The organism is Cylindrospermum stagnale PCC 7417, assembly GCF_000317535.1.
Lineage (GTDB): Bacteria > Cyanobacteriota > Cyanobacteriia > Cyanobacteriales > Nostocaceae > Cylindrospermum > Cylindrospermum stagnale.
In genome coordinates, this window is sequence record NC_019757.1 from 6867167 (window position 1) to 6883514 (window position 16348).

The 16348-nt window shown below is 42.0% G+C and carries 16 protein-coding genes; 13 read left to right on the top strand and 3 right to left on the bottom strand.

The genetic code is table 11. From position 1 onward, the window contains the following. The first annotated feature begins 45 nt into the window (after nt 1-45). The 6 genes from CYLST_RS29175 (at nt 46) to CYLST_RS29205 (ending at nt 5474) form a co-directional block, all read left to right on the top strand. A complete protein-coding gene (locus CYLST_RS29175) occupies nt 46-594 on the top strand; it encodes a pentapeptide repeat-containing protein (RefSeq protein WP_015211335.1) in 549 nt (182 codons plus the stop codon). A 383-nt stretch (nt 595-977) separates the two neighbouring features. Then, nucleotides 978-1622 (top strand): hypothetical protein, encoded by a 645-nt coding sequence (locus CYLST_RS32865; RefSeq protein ID WP_015211336.1) that lies wholly within the window; start codon nt 978-980, stop codon nt 1620-1622. Nucleotides 1623-1672: 50 nt separating this feature from the next. Beyond that, on the top strand, nt 1673-2407 hold the full coding sequence (locus CYLST_RS29190; RefSeq protein WP_015211337.1) for an O-acetyl-ADP-ribose deacetylase: 735 nt from the start codon (nt 1673-1675) through the stop codon (nt 2405-2407). Between the two features lie 320 nt (nt 2408-2727). Continuing rightward, complete coding sequence (locus CYLST_RS29195; protein ID WP_172642169.1) at nt 2728-3093, top strand: hypothetical protein; 366 nt, start codon at nt 2728-2730, stop codon at nt 3091-3093. Between the two features lie 241 nt (nt 3094-3334). After that, entirely contained in the window at nt 3335-4387 is a 1053-nt protein-coding gene (locus tag CYLST_RS29200) for a cyanophycinase (protein WP_015211339.1), read from the top strand. A gap of 352 nt (nt 4388-4739) precedes the next feature. Further along, nucleotides 4740-5474, top strand: coding sequence for a DUF1995 family protein (locus CYLST_RS29205; protein WP_015211340.1), 735 nt, complete (start codon nt 4740-4742; stop codon nt 5472-5474). A 39-nt stretch (nt 5475-5513) separates the two neighbouring features. Here CYLST_RS29205 and CYLST_RS36445 read toward each other — a convergent pair whose 3' ends face one another. Then, nucleotides 5514-5648 (bottom strand): hypothetical protein, encoded by a 135-nt coding sequence (locus CYLST_RS36445; protein WP_281172802.1) that lies wholly within the window; start codon nt 5646-5648, stop codon nt 5514-5516. A gap of 454 nt (nt 5649-6102) precedes the next feature. Between CYLST_RS36445 and CYLST_RS29210 the strand changes: the two genes are divergently transcribed. Further along, nucleotides 6103-7467, top strand: a complete 1365-nt coding sequence (locus tag CYLST_RS29210) for an LLM class flavin-dependent oxidoreductase (protein ID WP_015211341.1) — start codon at nt 6103-6105, stop codon at nt 7465-7467. 362 nt (nt 7468-7829) lie between these two features. Continuing rightward, nucleotides 7830-9368, top strand: coding sequence for an amidohydrolase family protein (locus CYLST_RS29215; RefSeq protein ID WP_015211342.1), 1539 nt, complete (start codon nt 7830-7832; stop codon nt 9366-9368). Nucleotides 9369-9454: 86 nt separating this feature from the next. On the opposite strand, the gene CYLST_RS29220 is transcribed toward CYLST_RS29215, so the two are convergent. Then, nucleotides 9455-12343, bottom strand: coding sequence for a zinc-dependent metalloprotease (locus CYLST_RS29220; RefSeq protein WP_041234009.1), 2889 nt, complete (start codon nt 12341-12343; stop codon nt 9455-9457). 253 nt (nt 12344-12596) lie between these two features. Beyond that, entirely contained in the window at nt 12597-13832 is a 1236-nt protein-coding gene (locus CYLST_RS29225) for a molybdopterin molybdotransferase MoeA (protein WP_015211344.1), read from the bottom strand. Between the two features lie 108 nt (nt 13833-13940). Between CYLST_RS29225 and CYLST_RS34935 the strand changes: the two genes are divergently transcribed. The 5 genes from CYLST_RS34935 (at nt 13941) to CYLST_RS29245 (ending at nt 16315) form a co-directional block, all read left to right on the top strand. Continuing rightward, nucleotides 13941-14084, top strand: coding sequence for a hypothetical protein (locus tag CYLST_RS34935; protein WP_157162653.1), 144 nt, complete (start codon nt 13941-13943; stop codon nt 14082-14084). Continuing rightward, entirely contained in the window at nt 14072-14638 is a 567-nt protein-coding gene (locus tag CYLST_RS29230; RefSeq protein WP_051056163.1) for a DUF4145 domain-containing protein, read from the top strand. The genes CYLST_RS34935 and CYLST_RS29230 overlap by 13 nt, the downstream gene beginning before the upstream one ends. A gap of 272 nt (nt 14639-14910) precedes the next feature. After that, nucleotides 14911-15285: a nucleotidyltransferase domain-containing protein gene (locus tag CYLST_RS29235; protein ID WP_015211346.1), complete on the top strand. Its 375-nt coding sequence runs from the start codon at nt 14911-14913 to the stop codon at nt 15283-15285. After that, nucleotides 15230-15640: a HEPN domain-containing protein gene (locus CYLST_RS29240; protein ID WP_015211347.1), complete on the top strand. Its 411-nt coding sequence runs from the start codon at nt 15230-15232 to the stop codon at nt 15638-15640. The genes CYLST_RS29235 and CYLST_RS29240 overlap by 56 nt, the downstream gene beginning before the upstream one ends. Nucleotides 15641-15757: 117 nt before the next feature. After that, on the top strand, nt 15758-16315 hold the full coding sequence (locus CYLST_RS29245) for an RDD family protein (protein WP_015211348.1): 558 nt from the start codon (nt 15758-15760) through the stop codon (nt 16313-16315). Nucleotides 16316-16348 lie beyond the last annotated feature (33 nt).

Sequence of the window (16348 nt, forward strand, 5' to 3'; positions counted from 1 at the left end):
CATAGATATCATATTGAACGTAGCAACAAAGCAAAGGAGTCATCTATGTTGGAAGAAACAAAAGAACTAATGCTATCCCTTAAGCAGAGATGGCATTCACCAGCAGGTAAGGCTATATTAGAAAAGGTCTTATCAGCAATTCGATTACAACAGCCTTGGACTTCATTTCTATTAACTTTATCAGATGTAGAGGATGTGTTAAATCGACGGGATCTGCAAGGGGCCCCTTTAAGTGGTCTAGAGCTTAATAATGTAAATTTTAGGGAAACCACACTAGATTTTGTTGAGCTTCGAGGTGCAAGTTTAGAGTATGCAGATTTTAGAGGCGCACAACTGAATCATGCAGATTTATCGGGAGCTAAATTGTGTGGAGCAAATTTCGAGGGTTGCCTAATGGTGAGAGCCAACCTCGCAGGTGCTGACCTGTCTAATGCTAGTTTAGCAGGCTCTGCTTTAACTGGCGCAAACCTAGTCAGGGCAAATTTTTCTCAAGCAGATTTGACTAATGCTGTTTTGTTCGGAGCAGAAACTGAAGATGCTGTATTTGATGGTGCAATCTTAACTAATACTCGATTTGGTAAGTTTGCAAGTTGAGATTAAATACGCTCCCATCTTAGCTCTTACTAACTAACTCAAGTTGCAGGTTATTAAATTCTTAGTAAACAGTATCATCAATTTATGCGATCGCCTATGACAAATTGACGGCTGCGCTACGGCCAACCGCAACTTTGACTCAATCAGGACTAAAGCTGCGTGTCACAAAAAATAAAAATTTCTTGTTTGTAGTAAGGGCTTCAGCCCTTATTTTGTTCGCGTAGCCTCTCGAAGAGAGGACTAAAGTCCTCACTACAAACTTAGAATAATATGTCAGTGACGTCAGTCTTATCAATCAATCATTGAGTGAAGGGAATACTTTAAAAGTATGATAATAAACTTATTCATTAAACACGGATACTCAATAATTAATATTAAATATTATGTCTCTACTAACAATTTTATTACAGCAAATCAAGGAAAATCCCAATCACTATTTAGGTAAACCTTCTATTACCTGTCTTGATGCATTTTTGCATGGATACTTACTGGCTCGAAACTACATGGGTTTGGAACTATTAGATATAGAAATTATATGGTTTCAAAAGTGGATACCAGAAAAATTGGAACTAAAAACCTCACACTCATGGGCAGCAGTAATTCTATATTATAGTGGCAATGAACGCAGCGCTTTTTATAAGTTTTTTGACCTCTTTGCCGAATTTCAAGCCGAGAGAAGACTTGACATTGCTGATTATAATTATTCCCATAATCCAATTTGGGACGAAGATTTATATGCTTTTCTAAAACGACTTAGGCAGCGTCCTGGAATGTACTTAGGTACATCATCAATTACTCGACTTTATATGTTATTGAAAGGATACAATTATGCCCGTCGGGAAGCAGGTGTACCGCTCACGACTCAAGAACAAGACTTTTTACAATTTCAAGAATGGGTGCAGGCAAGATTTGATATCCATTCTCCTCAATCATGGGACAAGATAATTCTTTTTCATTCAATTGATGAACAAGAAGCCCTCAAGGACTTTTTTGAATTATTGGATGAATTTTTAAGTAGAAAAATGTAATATAACCTTACCCCTAAACAAGTAGTAGTTATCAAAATTGAAGTAGTTAGATGATTGAATATAAAGGATGTCAATACTGCCTTCACTTTCGTCCAGATGGAACCTGTTCTGCTTTTGACCCAGAGCCAATTCCATTGTTTATTGTCTCAGGTCAAATCAAACATATTAAACCTTTACAAAATCAAAAAAATAAAATTGTTTATGAACCAGTAGAAAAATCCATAATATATAGACTCAATGAGTATAGGAGGAATAATAATTTGATGCGTGAACGAATGGAAATTATAGAGGGAGATATTACACAGCAAAAAGTAGATGCGATAGTTAATGCTGCAAATGAGGCACTAATTGCTGGTGGTGGTGTCAGTGGAGCTATTCACCGTAATACTGGATTAGGACTAGAAGAAGAGTGTCTAAAACTAGAAGGCTGTGAGGAAGGACAAGCTAAAATTACGAAGGGTTACTGTCTTCCGGCAAAGTGGGTTATTCACACTGTTGGCCCAGTGTGGGAAGGTGGTACTTATGAAGAACACAAAATACTAGCTCAGTGCTATCGCAACTGTTTTGCATTTGTAGAACCATACAACATTAAAACCATAGCATTTCCATCAATTAGTACTGGAGCCTATGGCTTCCCAATAGAAAAAGCAGCAAAAATTGCAATTAGCGAAGCTAGGTTGTTTTTGGAGCAAAACACTACGCTTGATAAGGTCATTTTTGTCTGCTACAAACAGCAGATTTATGAATATTATACTGCCATTATTAAACAACTATTTACTCTATAATCTTAATAGATTTTGTCATGCCAAATCAAGCTAAATTTGCCGTTTAGCCAATCTCAGACGAAATGAAATTCACAAAAAAACTTGCCATAAACAAAGTTAATTTAAATAATTTTTCTCCTGGAGAATTGGAGATAAGGATGATTGTAATTCTAACCTTTAGTAAGGAATACTGCAAATCTATCTAAGTAAAATTTCAAGGTTATTTTATTCTTTGAATGAGAGCTATGCAAAGAAAATGTGTTCTTGAAGCCGATGGATATCAAGTTGTTTTCTATCTAAGCAGTCTAAATTACACTCAGGATAATATCGGAATTATAATTATGTTTGTATTGAATCCACTCCTGGGTACGGTTTCATTAAAAACTCCTGCTCACTCGATTTCAATCGAAAATTTGTACAGATTGATAGAATATTTCGAGCAACATATAACTAACCTAAAGAAAAACCCTGAAGTTGACTGTTATACTTTCGTAACTTCCGAACTTAACTTTCAGATTCAAGCTTTGTCAGGGATAGTCCTTTCAGATAATCAAGGTAGCTTTAGCTTACAGGTTTTAATTAATGTTGGTCAAGCTGATGAAAAAGCCAGCCGAACTTATGTAGGTGGTGAATCAGTTGTAAAATTTGAGAACGTTCATAAATTTACATCTTGCTTACAAATGGCACTGCAAGAAGCAACAAGCTAGGGGAAAAGATTAATGTCAAAAACCCCAATTCTAGTAATGTGGGCTTTTGATCAGACATTCTGGGAATGTAACTAATTACGTTTCTGTACTCATACTAAAGACATAATTATGGTTTTTGTGGTAAACCAAAATATAATCTCAGTCTCATGGTAGATAATAACCTAGCTTTTATTTTTAATACTGCAATGGGTGGAGATTCCAGCCCAAATCTTGTATCTAGATAAAAGCAAAAGTGTTATTTATGACTAAAAAATTTGGACACCCGGAAGTAAGAGCCGAAGATAGTGAGAACTATGACTATAGTCGTGAATGCGGAACTGTTAATAGAACCGATTCTAGACCAATTCCTGGCATTCTGTTGATTGGTGGTGCTGAAGGTGATGCATCTGGAGAAAAACCCGCAACTCGATGGTTTCTCAAAAATGCAGAACAGGGAGATTATTTAGTTCTTGGTTCTGGTGGAATTGGTAGACAGGCTGAATTCATTTGTGATAATTTTGGTGATTTTGTCAGTTCCGCTGCTGAACTTTCTATCGACAGCGAAGATGCAGCCAATAATCCACGGATTATCCAATACATCCGCGATGCTGAAGCTCTATTTATCCGTGGTGGTGATCAGAATGAGTATGAAGATTATTGGGAAGGAACAGGGGTAGAGGATGCAATTAATTACTTAATTAATGAAAAAAAAGTTCCTGTTGCTGGAACCAGCGCGGGTATGGCAATTCTCGGAGATTATTATTATGCACCTGCCCATAAAGGTGTGCTGAGTTCAGAGATTTTGAATAATCCCTTTCACAAAAATACAAAAAATATTTATTACAGTGATTTTATTCAAGTCCCAATTCTCAAACACGTGATTACTGACACGCATTTAGACAGAATTAGCGGCAGCAATCCAGAACCAAGATATGGCAGAATTTTTGGGTTTCTGGCTAGAGTTGTTCATGAAAACAATAATCAACTTAAATCTTATGCCATTGGTTTAGAAGAAGGTGCATTTGTTGCCATTGATGACAAGGGAATTGCTCAGGTGTTTGGTAATGGCTCAACTGAAGGGCAAGATGCCTATTTTCTGCAAACTAATGGTGCATTACCAGAACAAATTCAACTGGATTTGCCTTTAATTTGGAATAATAATGGACAAGCTGTGAAAGTTTATAGAATTTGCGGGACACGAGAAGGAAGTGGAAAATTTGACCTCAATAATTGGTCAACCGCTTCTGGGGGTAAATGGGAATACTGGTTTACTACTGGTGGAGCTTCCGGTTTCCAAAGAAAACCAATAGATTAAGTTTGGATGCCAGAAGTTTGTTAAGGGCAGATGGCATCTATCGATTATTAAATAATTCTGCAAAACGTAATCACACATTTTTACAGCTATTTTCAGGTAAATAAACCACATTTTTTTTGTCTCATGCTCCAGACACTCCATGTACTCTAGAGAAATCAAAAGCATGGTTTAAAATACGTGAAAATGGCTGTAAAAACCGACTGTATTAGCAAGTTTTATCATATTTCGTTATTTGTTAAATTTTTCGTTGTATGATAGAGGGTTGACTTTTGCAGTTATCCCGATTTCACGCTTCGCTGATTCACAACCCACCAAGTCATTAGTCGATAACTCTCCACTCTGCACCTGTAATATGGCTGAATTACCCAAAACTCTCGAAGATGCGATCGCACAATCTCGCGAAGCAACCCAAGCTGCCCTTGCAGATGGCTGTAAACGCATCCAAATTGATTTTCTCTTCCCAGAACTCAAAATCTTGCCAGTGGCAGAACAATTTTTACCAGTGTTTGCCGAATATGATTCCCGCTTAAAGGTGTTCTTTGCCGATGCTGGTGGTGCCGCCCTTGCCCGTCGCGATTGGGCAGATGCAGCATTTTCGATTGTGGATATCGGTACAGGTAGAACTGCTTCTTTACAATCAAAAATTCAGCCAGAGGATGAAATTTTCCTCTTTATTGCCCCCACATCCGTAGAAGTACCGCAACTAGAAAAGCTGTGTGAAATAATCGGCGATCGCCCCGTAGTCTTTTTAAATCCCCGTCTGGAGGATTCTGGAGTGGTGGGAATTGGTTATACAGCCAGAGAAACCCGACGACGGTTCATCAGTACCATTGAATCTTGCTATTACCTCCGTCCCGTAGATGATGAAACCGCCGTTTTTCGCAGCTACCCTGGACAGTGGGAAGTATGGGTAGAAACAAACGACGAATATCAAAGAATTGCCGAATTGCCCAAAAGACCATCTGGTGATGAGTTAGATATCCTCCTCCTCAAGGGACAACAGCAAACGGCAACAGACGCCACACCCGCGAAAAAGCCCAGTTTATTCAAGGGTTTGCAGCGATTCCTCAAGGCATTGAGTAGTTAGTTGATTTTTGGTGATGTAGAGATGGTTTAGGAAACGTCTCTACATCATCACAAGTATTTGGTCGGAATGTTGTGGTAGTACAGGACGATAACTGCCACCTGCTAATAAACCGAAAATAGTTATTAGCGATCGCTTTCTGCGGGCCTCCTTTCCCATCGCTTCATCAAGGAGCACTCCGCGCGATCGCTAAATTTTACACCCAAACTACAGCTGACTATATACTCAGTCACCAATTAGTTTGCAATACTTAATGTTAGAAAAACTAATAATTAGTATTTCAAAAATTGTGTTGGCCAGTACATCTTTTTTGTATCCATTTTGTGTAAGCTCTATGTGTTGAGTCAAATGGCTACATAAATTTGTAGTAATGCGATCGCCAAACAGCAGCATTCCTAGTTCTGCTGTGGTCTTAATCTTACTAACAGTTCAGTTCTTTCATTCCTTGTAGGGCAATTAATCGGCAACTGAAGCGCAAGTTTGGTTGCTAGAAGAGCATTTCATTATTACATTCAGTGTCTAGCAAGAGGTGAATGCCTGAGTGCCTGACACGAGTACCTCAAAGCTTTACGGGGACGCAAATCAGCGATACCGACCGTAAGCTCTGCTAACGCACTATAGAAAAAAACATATGAGCCAAACACGCAAATTTCGTTTAGGTGCATTCATTCAAGCCACCGGACATCATGTCTCCGCTTGGCGTCACCCTGATACACAAGCAGATGCTGGACTGAATTTCGAGCATTACAAGGAAATTACCCAGACCGCCCAACGCGGCTTATTCGATGCAGTTTTCCTTGCCGATAGCCCAGGAGTCTGGGGCGACGCGACCGGATCTCAGCATCGCAACGGTAAAATAGTCCATTTCGAGCCAGTCACCCTCTTCTCGGCCTTGTCCTCTGTAACCCAAAACATTGGCTTTATTTCCACCGCCTCAACCACCTATGAACAGCCCTACACCCTAGCACGTAAGTTTGCCTCCCTGGACTACTTGAGTAAGGGTCGAGCAGGGTGGAATGTAGTCACCACAGGCAATGAGAACGCCGCAGCTAATTTTGGCCTTGACCATCACCCAGAACACAGCCAGCGTTATGAACGGGCTGAAGAGTTCGTGGAAGTAGTGAAAGGACTGTGGGATAGCTGGGAAGACGATGCCTTCATCCGGGACAAAGAATCTGGTGTCTATTTCGACCCGGATAAACTGCATACACTTAACCACCAGGGCAAACATTTTTCTGTAAAAGGCCCTTTGAACGTCGGTCGTCCGCCCCAAGGCTACCCGGTAATCGTTCAGGCTGGAGCCTCCGAATCCGGAAGGGACTTGGCAGCGCGCACTGCCGAGGTGATTTTCACCGCCAATCAAACCCTAGCCGATGCCCAGGAATTTTATGCTGATGTCAAAGGTAGACTGGCTAAGTATGGGCGTTCTCCAGAAGATCTAAAAATTATGCCTGGCGCTTTCCCAATCATTGGTCGTACCGAACAAGAAGCTCAAGAAAAGTACGAATTCCTGCAATCTTTGATTCATCCCGATGTGGCTTGGGGGATTTTAAAGAACTATTACAAGGGTGTAGATCTGTCGAAATATTCCCTGGATGATCTGTCTCCGGAACTGCCCAGCGACACCAACACCAACAAGAGTCGTCTCAAACTGGTCAGAGATCTAGCTACTCGTGGCACTCTCACACTGCGCCAGTTGTATCTCTCTCTTGCTACTGCCCGAGGTCACCGCACCATACTTGGTACACCTGAAACCATTGCCGACCAACTAGAAGAATGGTTCAACAACGGTGCGGCAGACGGCTTTAATATCATGCCGCCAATTCTCCCCACAGGGTTGGAAGACTTCGTTAATCTAGTCGTTCCCGTCCTCCAAAAACGCGGACTGTTCCGTACCGAATACGAAGGTAGTACCCTGCGTGAAAACCTTGGACTGCTTCGTCCGGGCAATCGTTTTGCTGCCAAACAAGTTGAGCAGAGATTGGCGTTGGTATAAATAGACCTATTGTGGCAAAGAATCTAGAGACAAGTCATGCAACGTCCCTACAAGGGTTCTGCATCATGCATATTTAATTTTCACTGCTGTGTCTAATGAATTTTCATGTCTGCACAAACTGTGCTTTAAGCAGACATGAAGCGAGCACACTCTAGAAAACAAAAAAGCATATGAGCACAACAAGAGCTTGGCGGTGGCGTCAATGAATCTTTCACGGATGCTGAAGCCATACCTTTTAAAACACACCTTCTGTAGATCACCACCCTACAGAACTTGAAAAACTTCGTCAAAAACTTGAGATCCAAACTAATCGGCAGCATTGGATGCTGGAAAAACCCTGTAATTTTTTGAAGGAAAAAAACATGAGTAAATATAGCCGTTTGAAGACTTCGCCCTCCGCCGCAATTAGAGCAAGCCTTGATTATCCGGTAATCGACACCGACGTTCACACCAATGATTTTACCCCGGCCTTTGAGGATTACATCGCCAATTACGGCGGCGCCAAACTCGTAGACGAATTACGCAAGACGGAAGCCTCCCGTCTCAACTCCAAGAGCGAGGGTAAAGACTGGTATCAACAAACCCCTGAAGAACGTCATTACAACCGGACAATTCGCTCGCCTTGGTGGGCTAGAGTTACCCGCAACACTTTGGATCTTGCTACTTATACCCTCCCTGAACTGCTCTATGAGCGTCAGGCGGAGCAGGGGTCAGACTATTCGGTGCTGTTTCCGAACAATGTTTTGGCGCCGGCTGGAGCAAGTCCAGAGAACCGTCAGGCACTGCAACGTGCGGTTAATCACTATCATGCTGATATTTACCGGAAATATAGCGATCGCTTAACACCGGTGGCTGGAATCCCCTTGACCAATCCGCAAGAAGGTATTGAGGAGCTAGAGTTTGCGGTCAAAACCCTGGGTTTAAAAGTAATTAATATCACTGGCGGTGTGAAACGCCCGATCAAAGCGATCGCTGATAAGTATCCAGCGGATAAATTCCCCGAAATCGCCAAGTATGCGAGTTATATCGACTTTTACGGGCTGGATAGTGAATACGACTATGATCCCTTCTGGGCCAAGGTTGTTGAATTGGGCGTACCCGTCACCACCCATTACGGCAGTCAGGGTTGGACTGGACGCTCCTCGATCAGTAACTACATGAACAACCATATCGGTCACTTCGCCGATGGGTCGGAAGCGTTTGCTAAGGCGTTGTTCTTCGGCGGTGTAACCAAGCGTTTTCCGCAATTGCGAGTAGCTATGCTGGAAGGTGGTGCAGCTTGGGGTGCCAACGTCTACATTCATCTGGTGGATCGCTTCTCCAAGCGCAATTTGAAGGCGCTGCAAAACTACAATCCAGCGCTGACGAATTCCCAGGAGCTGTTTGAGATATTTGAGCGCTACGGAGCGGAAATTACTCAAGGGCATTCCCTCGACCCGGATGAGTTGACTAAGAGTGTGCTGGGAGCTTCATTCAGCCGTTATAGCCGCGCACCCATTGGCAGCGAACTGGAGGATTTTGCAGCGGCTGGTATTGAAACAAATGAGGACATTCGCGATCGCTGGGTGAATAGTTTCTTCTTTGGTTCCGAGTCTGATGATCGGACGATCGCTGCGGCATTCAACGACAAAGCCAATCCGTTGGGTGTCAAAATCAACGCGATCTATTCCTCGGATGTTGGTCACTGGGATGTGCCAGACCTCACCTCCCCCTTGGCTGAAAGCTGGGATCTTGTGAAAGAAGGCGTCCTGACCGAAGCCGACTTCAAGTCCTATGTATTCGCCAATCCCTACAAGTTTTACACCGAAGCCAACCCCGAATTCTTCAAGGGTACGGCGATCGCATCCGGGCCGGGTAACATCGAATCCAAACAACTGGATAAGAGCCTGGTGGTGGCGTAAACGATATACGCACGGCAGCCTGAATGCAGATCCATGCCTGCCGATTGGTTCAGGTAGGAAAATAATTTTTCCTACCTGAATTATTGTCAACCACCTTGCAATGGGGCGTTTAAGGTTTTCTCGATGCGATCGCCACTTTCCAACAAATGCGCCTTGGTGTATTCATCCCCAGAACCCACCCGCTTTAACTGTTTATCCAATTGCTTGAGTTTATACCAAGCCAAAGTGCGGGCATCTTCCGGGACATTTTCTTTTCTTAACACCATAGCCATCAAAATATCGAGATATTGCCGCTGTAAACCCCGCCGCAAACTAGAAATCTTCAATGATTGACCCTTTGGTTTTAGTACTTCCGTCCAAACTCCCTGGTGCAAAGTATTAAACAACTCAGGTAGGCTCAAAGCATTACCTGGCTGGCTTTTGAGTTCAATATCCTTGAGGCGAGAAAGGCGATCGCTTGAAAGCAACTCTCGCAAAACAGCACCTTGCATAAACAACACCAAATCATGAATCGGAAAATCCAAACGCCCAACCTGAGGACTACTCCCCCAATGTCGCCAACGAGAAGGCGCTAATTTATTCAGCAGTTCTGGTGAAAAATTCAGCGCATCCTCTGCAAACACATACTTTTGCAGCGTCGCTAACGCCTGCCGTTGTTGTTCAACCGGCACCGATGCAAATGGTAATCGGTTTTCGCTTTCACCACCATGAACTCGGTAAAAAGACTGCCCTCCAATGTATTTGCTAGTGTAAAAAATCTGCTGAAAATAGTTATTTAAGACAGTGATAAAGCGTTCACTCACATCGCTGTAACTCTCGCCAGCACTTGGGTAACTCTTTTGAAGACGCTCCCAAATCAGCCGAGAATTATCCAATTGCCACTGCGAATAAAGCAGCACATTACCGCTATTATCCCAAGCAGCAGCAGTTGGATCAAGATCATATACATCCTCATCAGTCGAATAACTCAACTCCGGCTTGTCAGATTGCCTGGCAATTTCCTCTAAAATCGGCTTTTCAGCTATAGGACTTTTTGCTTGAGTTGGTATGTAGCCATACTGAATCGCCCAATCATCATAAGGCCCCACCATCCGTGGAAAATAATCTCCCTGCTTAATACCTTTAGGGGCAATATTCGGCGGAATGTAATCCATCACCGATGCCGTCAAACCTTTAGTGTGAGTGATCTCCTGATTGTTCATCTCCTCTGGTGGTAGTAGAGTACTACCACGAAAATTGTGGCGTAAACCTAGAGTATGTCCAACTTCATGAGCAATAATTAAACGTAAATATTGATGGATATAATCTTTTACCTGTTCCTGACTGGGAACGGTGTTTGGCAACAGTGACATCGCCAGTGAACCAAAGGCAAACTGGTTAGCAGCTTCCATCCCATAGCACAAATCGTACTCACTCGCCATTTTGGATAAACTGCCAAATAACTTGTTTTTTCCAGGAGATTGCTGAGAACTGCCATTATTATTTGCATCTAAACCATTGGCACAAAGCAGGCGATTTTCCATCAATGCCGATAGAGAAGTGCGGGATTGTGTTTGATTAGGTTGGACGATTTTGCGATACTCATTCTTTAGTACCCGAACAAAACTACCATCTACAAGAATATCTGCATCCAAAATTTCCCCAGTCAATGGGTTAACGCGGGATGGCCCCAAGGCAAAAAATCCATCTACTGTATTAATCCAGCGAATTGTGTTGTAGCGGATATCAGCTGAGTCCCATGTGGCGTTATCCGGCATTTGCTTAACTTCAATTGCATCCTTGAATCCCGCCCGTAAAAAGGCTTTGTTCCACATCAACACCCCTTCTTTAATTGCATCACGGTACTCAAAAGGTACAGCGTTATCAATCCAGAAAACGATTGGTTTTTTGGGAAGAGAAATTGCTGCTTTTGGATCTTGTTTTTCTAAATTCCAGCGATTAACATAGCGAACAAATGGATCGCCGCGCTCGTCTTTGGATAAATCCTGATAAGCAGTGATAAAATAACCCACGCGTTCGTCAGCTAAACGCGGTTGATAATTATTGTCTGGCAGTTGAGAAAGACTGTAGTGAACGCGCAGAGTAAAGCCACGGCTGTCAGGCAAAGTCCCAAAATTTGTAGCTTCACTATCACGGCTTTTGCTACTATTAGCAAAATTAAAAACCGACTCAAGTTCCAAGTTTCCTGGAAAAACTTTTGCATTTCCAAAATAAGACTGTTCTGGGCTAGCAGATAATCCCAACCCTGTAGCTAATCCAGCCAAGTCTGTCAATAGCAAATCACCCAAATCAATCACAATGCTTTTACGTTCTGAATGAATACTTTTTATGGGAATCGCGTAGAGGACAGAGTCACTAAAGGATCGGGCAAGCGATCGCACTTGCGGATCTCCTTCCCGCGTCCGAAAATTCACATTACGGACAACAAACTGTAACTTGTCATCCATTCGCTGGAAATAAAATAAAAAGTTTTGCAAAGGCACACCGCTGTAAATACCACCTTCGCCAATTCCTGATTCTAAGTTCGCCGTAGCTAAGTAATTTTTATTTAGTTGTTCTGGCTTAATTTCTAGATATATTTTATTCTTCTCTTTATGGCGATAAAGGGTAAATATCCCCTCCTGTTTTTGAGTATCTTTCACCACTTCATCAAAAGCTGTAAACTCATCTTTTTTTTCTGGTTTCACAGTATCATCAGGCTTTTTCTTGGCATTAGTCGTCGTTTTTGCAACTAACAAAAATGGTTGCTGTTCTACCTTTTTAATATCCTTAACTACCCAAAAAAACTCTTGTCGCTGTGCCTGTTTATTCTGATTAATCACCCATACTTTGGCAGGTGGTAGCTGAGGCATTAGCTTTTGATTAGCAGATAAATTTGAATGTATCCGATTAACAGGTAGTGACTTGGCGCTAGCGCTTCCTATTCCTAAAAACAACCCAGGCAACAAAATCATATAAAAGCTGAATCTCTTCATCCCATCCATCCCTGATAACTATTTTTCAACAGCAACCGATTTTATTCCGTTCTCATTGCCATTTTTCAGATCGGTTGCACTGTTTTAATTTAGTATTTTTTCTAACAATTGTGTCTGTAGCAAACAATATGTATTATTTTACACGTTTCGGCGCAACCAGCCTGTAGGGTGCTGCCCAGCACAATCTAGGGGACTTTTCAGCGGACAAACCATACCTCATATTTACTAATTTCTGTCCTTTAAGTCCTACAAACTACTGAACCGGCAAAACTTGCACTTCCTCTCCTGGAGAAATCAATGTTTTACCCACTGGTAAAACAGCTAAGGCATTAGTTTGAGTTGAATTAATTAAGTTGCCAGAACTTTGACTACCAGCGGCTGGTGAAAATTCGTAAACTCCATCAATTAAATGTAATTTACCCCAAATATAAGTTTCCCGCTTGCCATCCGATCGCAACTCAGAACGAGATCGCACCTTCACAAACGCCGCTTCCCACCCTTCAGCCACTCCAGAAAGCTTTTTAATCGTCGGTTGCACAAATCGCCAGAAAGTCACCAACACAGCAGCAGGATTACCAGGTAAACCAAAATAGAGTGAGGAGTTGGGATTGGGGAAAGTAGCGAATGTGAGGGGTTTTCCTGGCTTCATCGCCACAGAACGAATGTGTTTTGTTGCACCTAGTGACGCGAGAATTTGCTCAACATAGTCATATTCCCCCACAGAAACCCCACCGGACGAGATTACCACATCAGCATTTGCTATGGCATAGGCGATCGCATCCCGCAAAGCCGTCGGTTCATCCTTCACAATTCCTAACAATAACGCCTCCGCCCCAGATTCCCTTACCAAAGCCGCCAAAGCATACTGATTAGAATCTACAATTTGCCCAGGTTGCAGCGGTTGTTCCGGCGTTACCAACTCATCACCCGTTGACAAAATCGCCACCCGTGGACGCCGGAAAACACTTACTTGAGAACATTGTGCCGCCGCTAAAACAGCAATTTCCGGCGCATTCAACCGAATTCCCCCAGGTAAAAGTTCTGTACCCGCTTTGTAAAAAGCTGCCTTATGTCTCACAAAATCTTTTAATTTCGGTGCAGCGAGAATCAAAACCCGATTTTCCTCCCGCCTTGTTCTCTCCTGCATCACCACAGTATCCGCCCCTTTTGGCATTACCGCACCCGTAAAAATCCGCGCCGCTTGCCCTCTTTGAATAGTAGATTTAGGCTGACATCCTGCGGGAATCTCTTCAACAATTTCCAAAACCGTCGGTTGTTCAGCACTAGAGTTTTGCACATCTTCATAACGCACCGCAAACCCATCCATCGCCGAATTATCCCAATGAGGAAAATCCAAAGGACTAATCACAGGATTTGCTAAAATGCGATTATTTGCATTCAATAAATCAACAACTTCAACATCCAGTTCTTTATCCAACGGCTGCACCGAATTTAAAATAATTTGCTCTGCATCGTTGACTAAAAACATAGTGAATAACTCCGGGTTTATGGTTTTGAATTACTTCAGAAATACTTGGTAAATTGAATACTTTAAATATATAATACTTATGCTACCAGAATGTGATAATTTATTTTTATGGAAGAAGAAATAAGAGAAAGAGTCCAATACCTTATTGATTTTGGATATCAGTTGTTGGCAACCAAACATCAAGGCAGAACAGATTTAGGTACTGTTGAATTCATTCAAGATACAAATCGTTTTTATGAATGGGAACTTTAGCTCATTCATTTTTGTTAAGTATTTTTGGAGAAGATAGCTCTCAATACAAGCTATTTGTGAAAAATTGTGAAGATCGAAGGAGTTTGCGAGATTCTATACCAAAACGAATCAAGAGGGGATTAGCAGTTTTAAATGCTGCTAAGACAGATATTGAACGTGGTTATCTTAAGAAGATAGAAGCATTAGTATCGGCAGATATTTTTAGTGATTTCCTAGAAATGGCATCATACCTATTATCTGAGGGATACAAAGATCCTGCCGCAGTCATGATAGGCAGCACTTTAGAAGAACACTTGAGGAAACTGTGTAATAAGAATAGCATTGACATAGAATACACAAACGGCAGAGGTGACTTAGTTCCTAAAAAAGCTGATGCAATGAATGCCGACTTAGTAAAAGCAAATATCTATAATAAACTTGACCAAAAGAGTGTAACAACATGGCTAGATTTAAGAAATAAAGCGGCTCATGGTCAATACGGAGAATACACTAAAGAACAAGTTGAGTTAATGCTGCAAGGTGTAACTAACTTTATGACTAGAATACCTCTTTGACTCCATTTACTAAATGTTGGGTTATGCCTCCGGCACGCTACGCGAACGCTCTGCTCAAACCAACCTACATAAAATAACAGGACTATTTCATTTTTTCAACGCCTACAATAATTTTTATGTCCTTAGTCCGCGCAGGCGGACTATCCCTACGGGACGCTTCGCGAAAGTTCTTGTAGCCGCGACTTCTAGTCGTTAGGGTTGATAAAATCTAGAACCACCCTAGAATATAATTACAGATAGTTGGAGCATTAACAACTTCTGATGATTGCAAAATGACACCAATCACCAACGAACTAATAGCCGAAATCACTCGTCGATTAATAGCTTCACTCAACCCTGAAGAAATCATCTTGTTTGGTTCCTATGCTTGGGGCACACCTCACCAGTATAGTGATATAGATTTGTGTATAATATTGCCAGATAACATTCCAGGGTTTGACCGGATAGAGTGGGGAGTTAGAGCAATAAATGCTCTTAATGATTTGCTGGTTGATGCCGATATTCTCATCAAAACCAGAACTGATGTAGAAACATTTAAAAGCGTTCCAGCTTCCCTCACCAGAAAAATTGTGGAACAAGGAAAGTTACTATATGGACAAGGCAAAGCGGACACTGGTTCAATTCTGGTTGAAAAAGTCCCAACGTGATTTAACAGCAGCACAAAAATTAGCCCAAGAACTACCAGATATCGCAATTTACCATTGCCAACAAGCAGCAGAAAAAGCACTAAAAGGGTTTTTAGTTTTACATGATACAAATCCAGGAGATACACATAACATAAACACCTTAGTCAGATTAGCTTCCACATTTAAGCCAGAATTGGCGGCTGTACTAAAAGAAGCAGGATACCTGAGTCAGTATAACCAGACATATCGATATCCGATGGAATCAACGGAAGATTTTAATCCAACTCCTGGAGAACTAAAGAAAGCAGACAAATTAGCAAGTGATGTATACAAAAATGTAATTGATTCTCTACCTGCTGACATTACCGGAAATTAGCCAAAATAAACAGCCTGATATAATTACCCGCTACTATCACCCAAGGTATAACTTTAAAATTTAAAGTAGGGGCAAGAATTAATCCCCAACCCCTAAATAAAAATACCTGTTTTTAGTATGACCATCGTCAAAGTTCCTCAAAAACACTATCCCAAGGCAGAAATTGCCAGACGAGGAATGGCATTCGGGCTAGATTTCCTTGGTGCTTGGTTAATCAGCGCCGTCTTTAACAGCGGTACCCCAGGGATTCAGTTTGTGCAAATCTTGGTATTTATCATCGCTTGGCTAGTGTTGCGAGTGCTAGTGGTGTACAACAATCAGGGACAGAGTTTAGGGCGTTGGGCCTTTGACTTGAAAGTGCTAGAAGTTAACAATGGGCAAGTGGTGGGCAGAATTCCTCAATTGCAGTCATTATTGATGCGAGAGGCGATTATTTGCTTTAGTGCCCTGATGGCGTCAATTACCCTCAGCACCATTATTGCCAATCCCACTGCTATACTGCTACTACTTCCCCTAGCAATTGACTGTGGTTCTGCCTTATCAGACTCTCTCATGCGGCAGGCTTTGCACGATCGCTATGCTAGGACTATCATAGTTTCGTCGCGGCGTGGCTATTCGCTAGATTTAAAAGTTAAGCGATTAGTTGAAAAATTGCAGCGAAATGTGAGAAGATAGGCATTTGTGTTAATTCTCTCCCAGCTTTACAGT

What these genes read in the sequence shown, in the direction of transcription:
- CYLST_RS29175 (WP_015211335.1), top strand. Translation starts at nt 46, where the DNA reads ATGTTGGAAGAAACAAAAGAACTAATGCTATCCCTTAAGCAGAGATGG.
- CYLST_RS32865 (WP_015211336.1), top strand. Translation starts at nt 978, where the DNA reads ATGTCTCTACTAACAATTTTATTACAGCAAATCAAGGAAAATCCCAAT.
- CYLST_RS29190 (WP_015211337.1), top strand. Translation starts at nt 1,673, where the DNA reads ATGATTGAATATAAAGGATGTCAATACTGCCTTCACTTTCGTCCAGAT.
- CYLST_RS29195 (WP_172642169.1), top strand. Translation starts at nt 2,728, where the DNA reads ATGTTTGTATTGAATCCACTCCTGGGTACGGTTTCATTAAAAACTCCT.
- CYLST_RS29200 (WP_015211339.1), top strand. Translation starts at nt 3,335, where the DNA reads ATGACTAAAAAATTTGGACACCCGGAAGTAAGAGCCGAAGATAGTGAG.
- CYLST_RS29205 (WP_015211340.1), top strand. Translation starts at nt 4,740, where the DNA reads ATGGCTGAATTACCCAAAACTCTCGAAGATGCGATCGCACAATCTCGC.
- CYLST_RS29210 (WP_015211341.1), top strand. Translation starts at nt 6,103, where the DNA reads ATGAGCCAAACACGCAAATTTCGTTTAGGTGCATTCATTCAAGCCACC.
- CYLST_RS29215 (WP_015211342.1), top strand. Translation starts at nt 7,830, where the DNA reads ATGAGTAAATATAGCCGTTTGAAGACTTCGCCCTCCGCCGCAATTAGA.
- CYLST_RS29220 (WP_041234009.1), bottom strand. Translation starts at nt 12,343, where the DNA reads ATGAAGAGATTCAGCTTTTATATGATTTTGTTGCCTGGGTTGTTTTTA.
- CYLST_RS29225 (WP_015211344.1), bottom strand. Translation starts at nt 13,832, where the DNA reads ATGTTTTTAGTCAACGATGCAGAGCAAATTATTTTAAATTCGGTGCAG.
- CYLST_RS34935 (WP_157162653.1), top strand. Translation starts at nt 13,941, where the DNA reads ATGGAAGAAGAAATAAGAGAAAGAGTCCAATACCTTATTGATTTTGGA.
- CYLST_RS29230 (WP_051056163.1), top strand. Translation starts at nt 14,072, where the DNA reads ATGGGAACTTTAGCTCATTCATTTTTGTTAAGTATTTTTGGAGAAGAT.
- CYLST_RS29235 (WP_015211346.1), top strand. Translation starts at nt 14,911, where the DNA reads ATGACACCAATCACCAACGAACTAATAGCCGAAATCACTCGTCGATTA.
- CYLST_RS29240 (WP_015211347.1), top strand. Translation starts at nt 15,230, where the DNA reads ATGGACAAGGCAAAGCGGACACTGGTTCAATTCTGGTTGAAAAAGTCC.
- CYLST_RS29245 (WP_015211348.1), top strand. Translation starts at nt 15,758, where the DNA reads ATGACCATCGTCAAAGTTCCTCAAAAACACTATCCCAAGGCAGAAATT.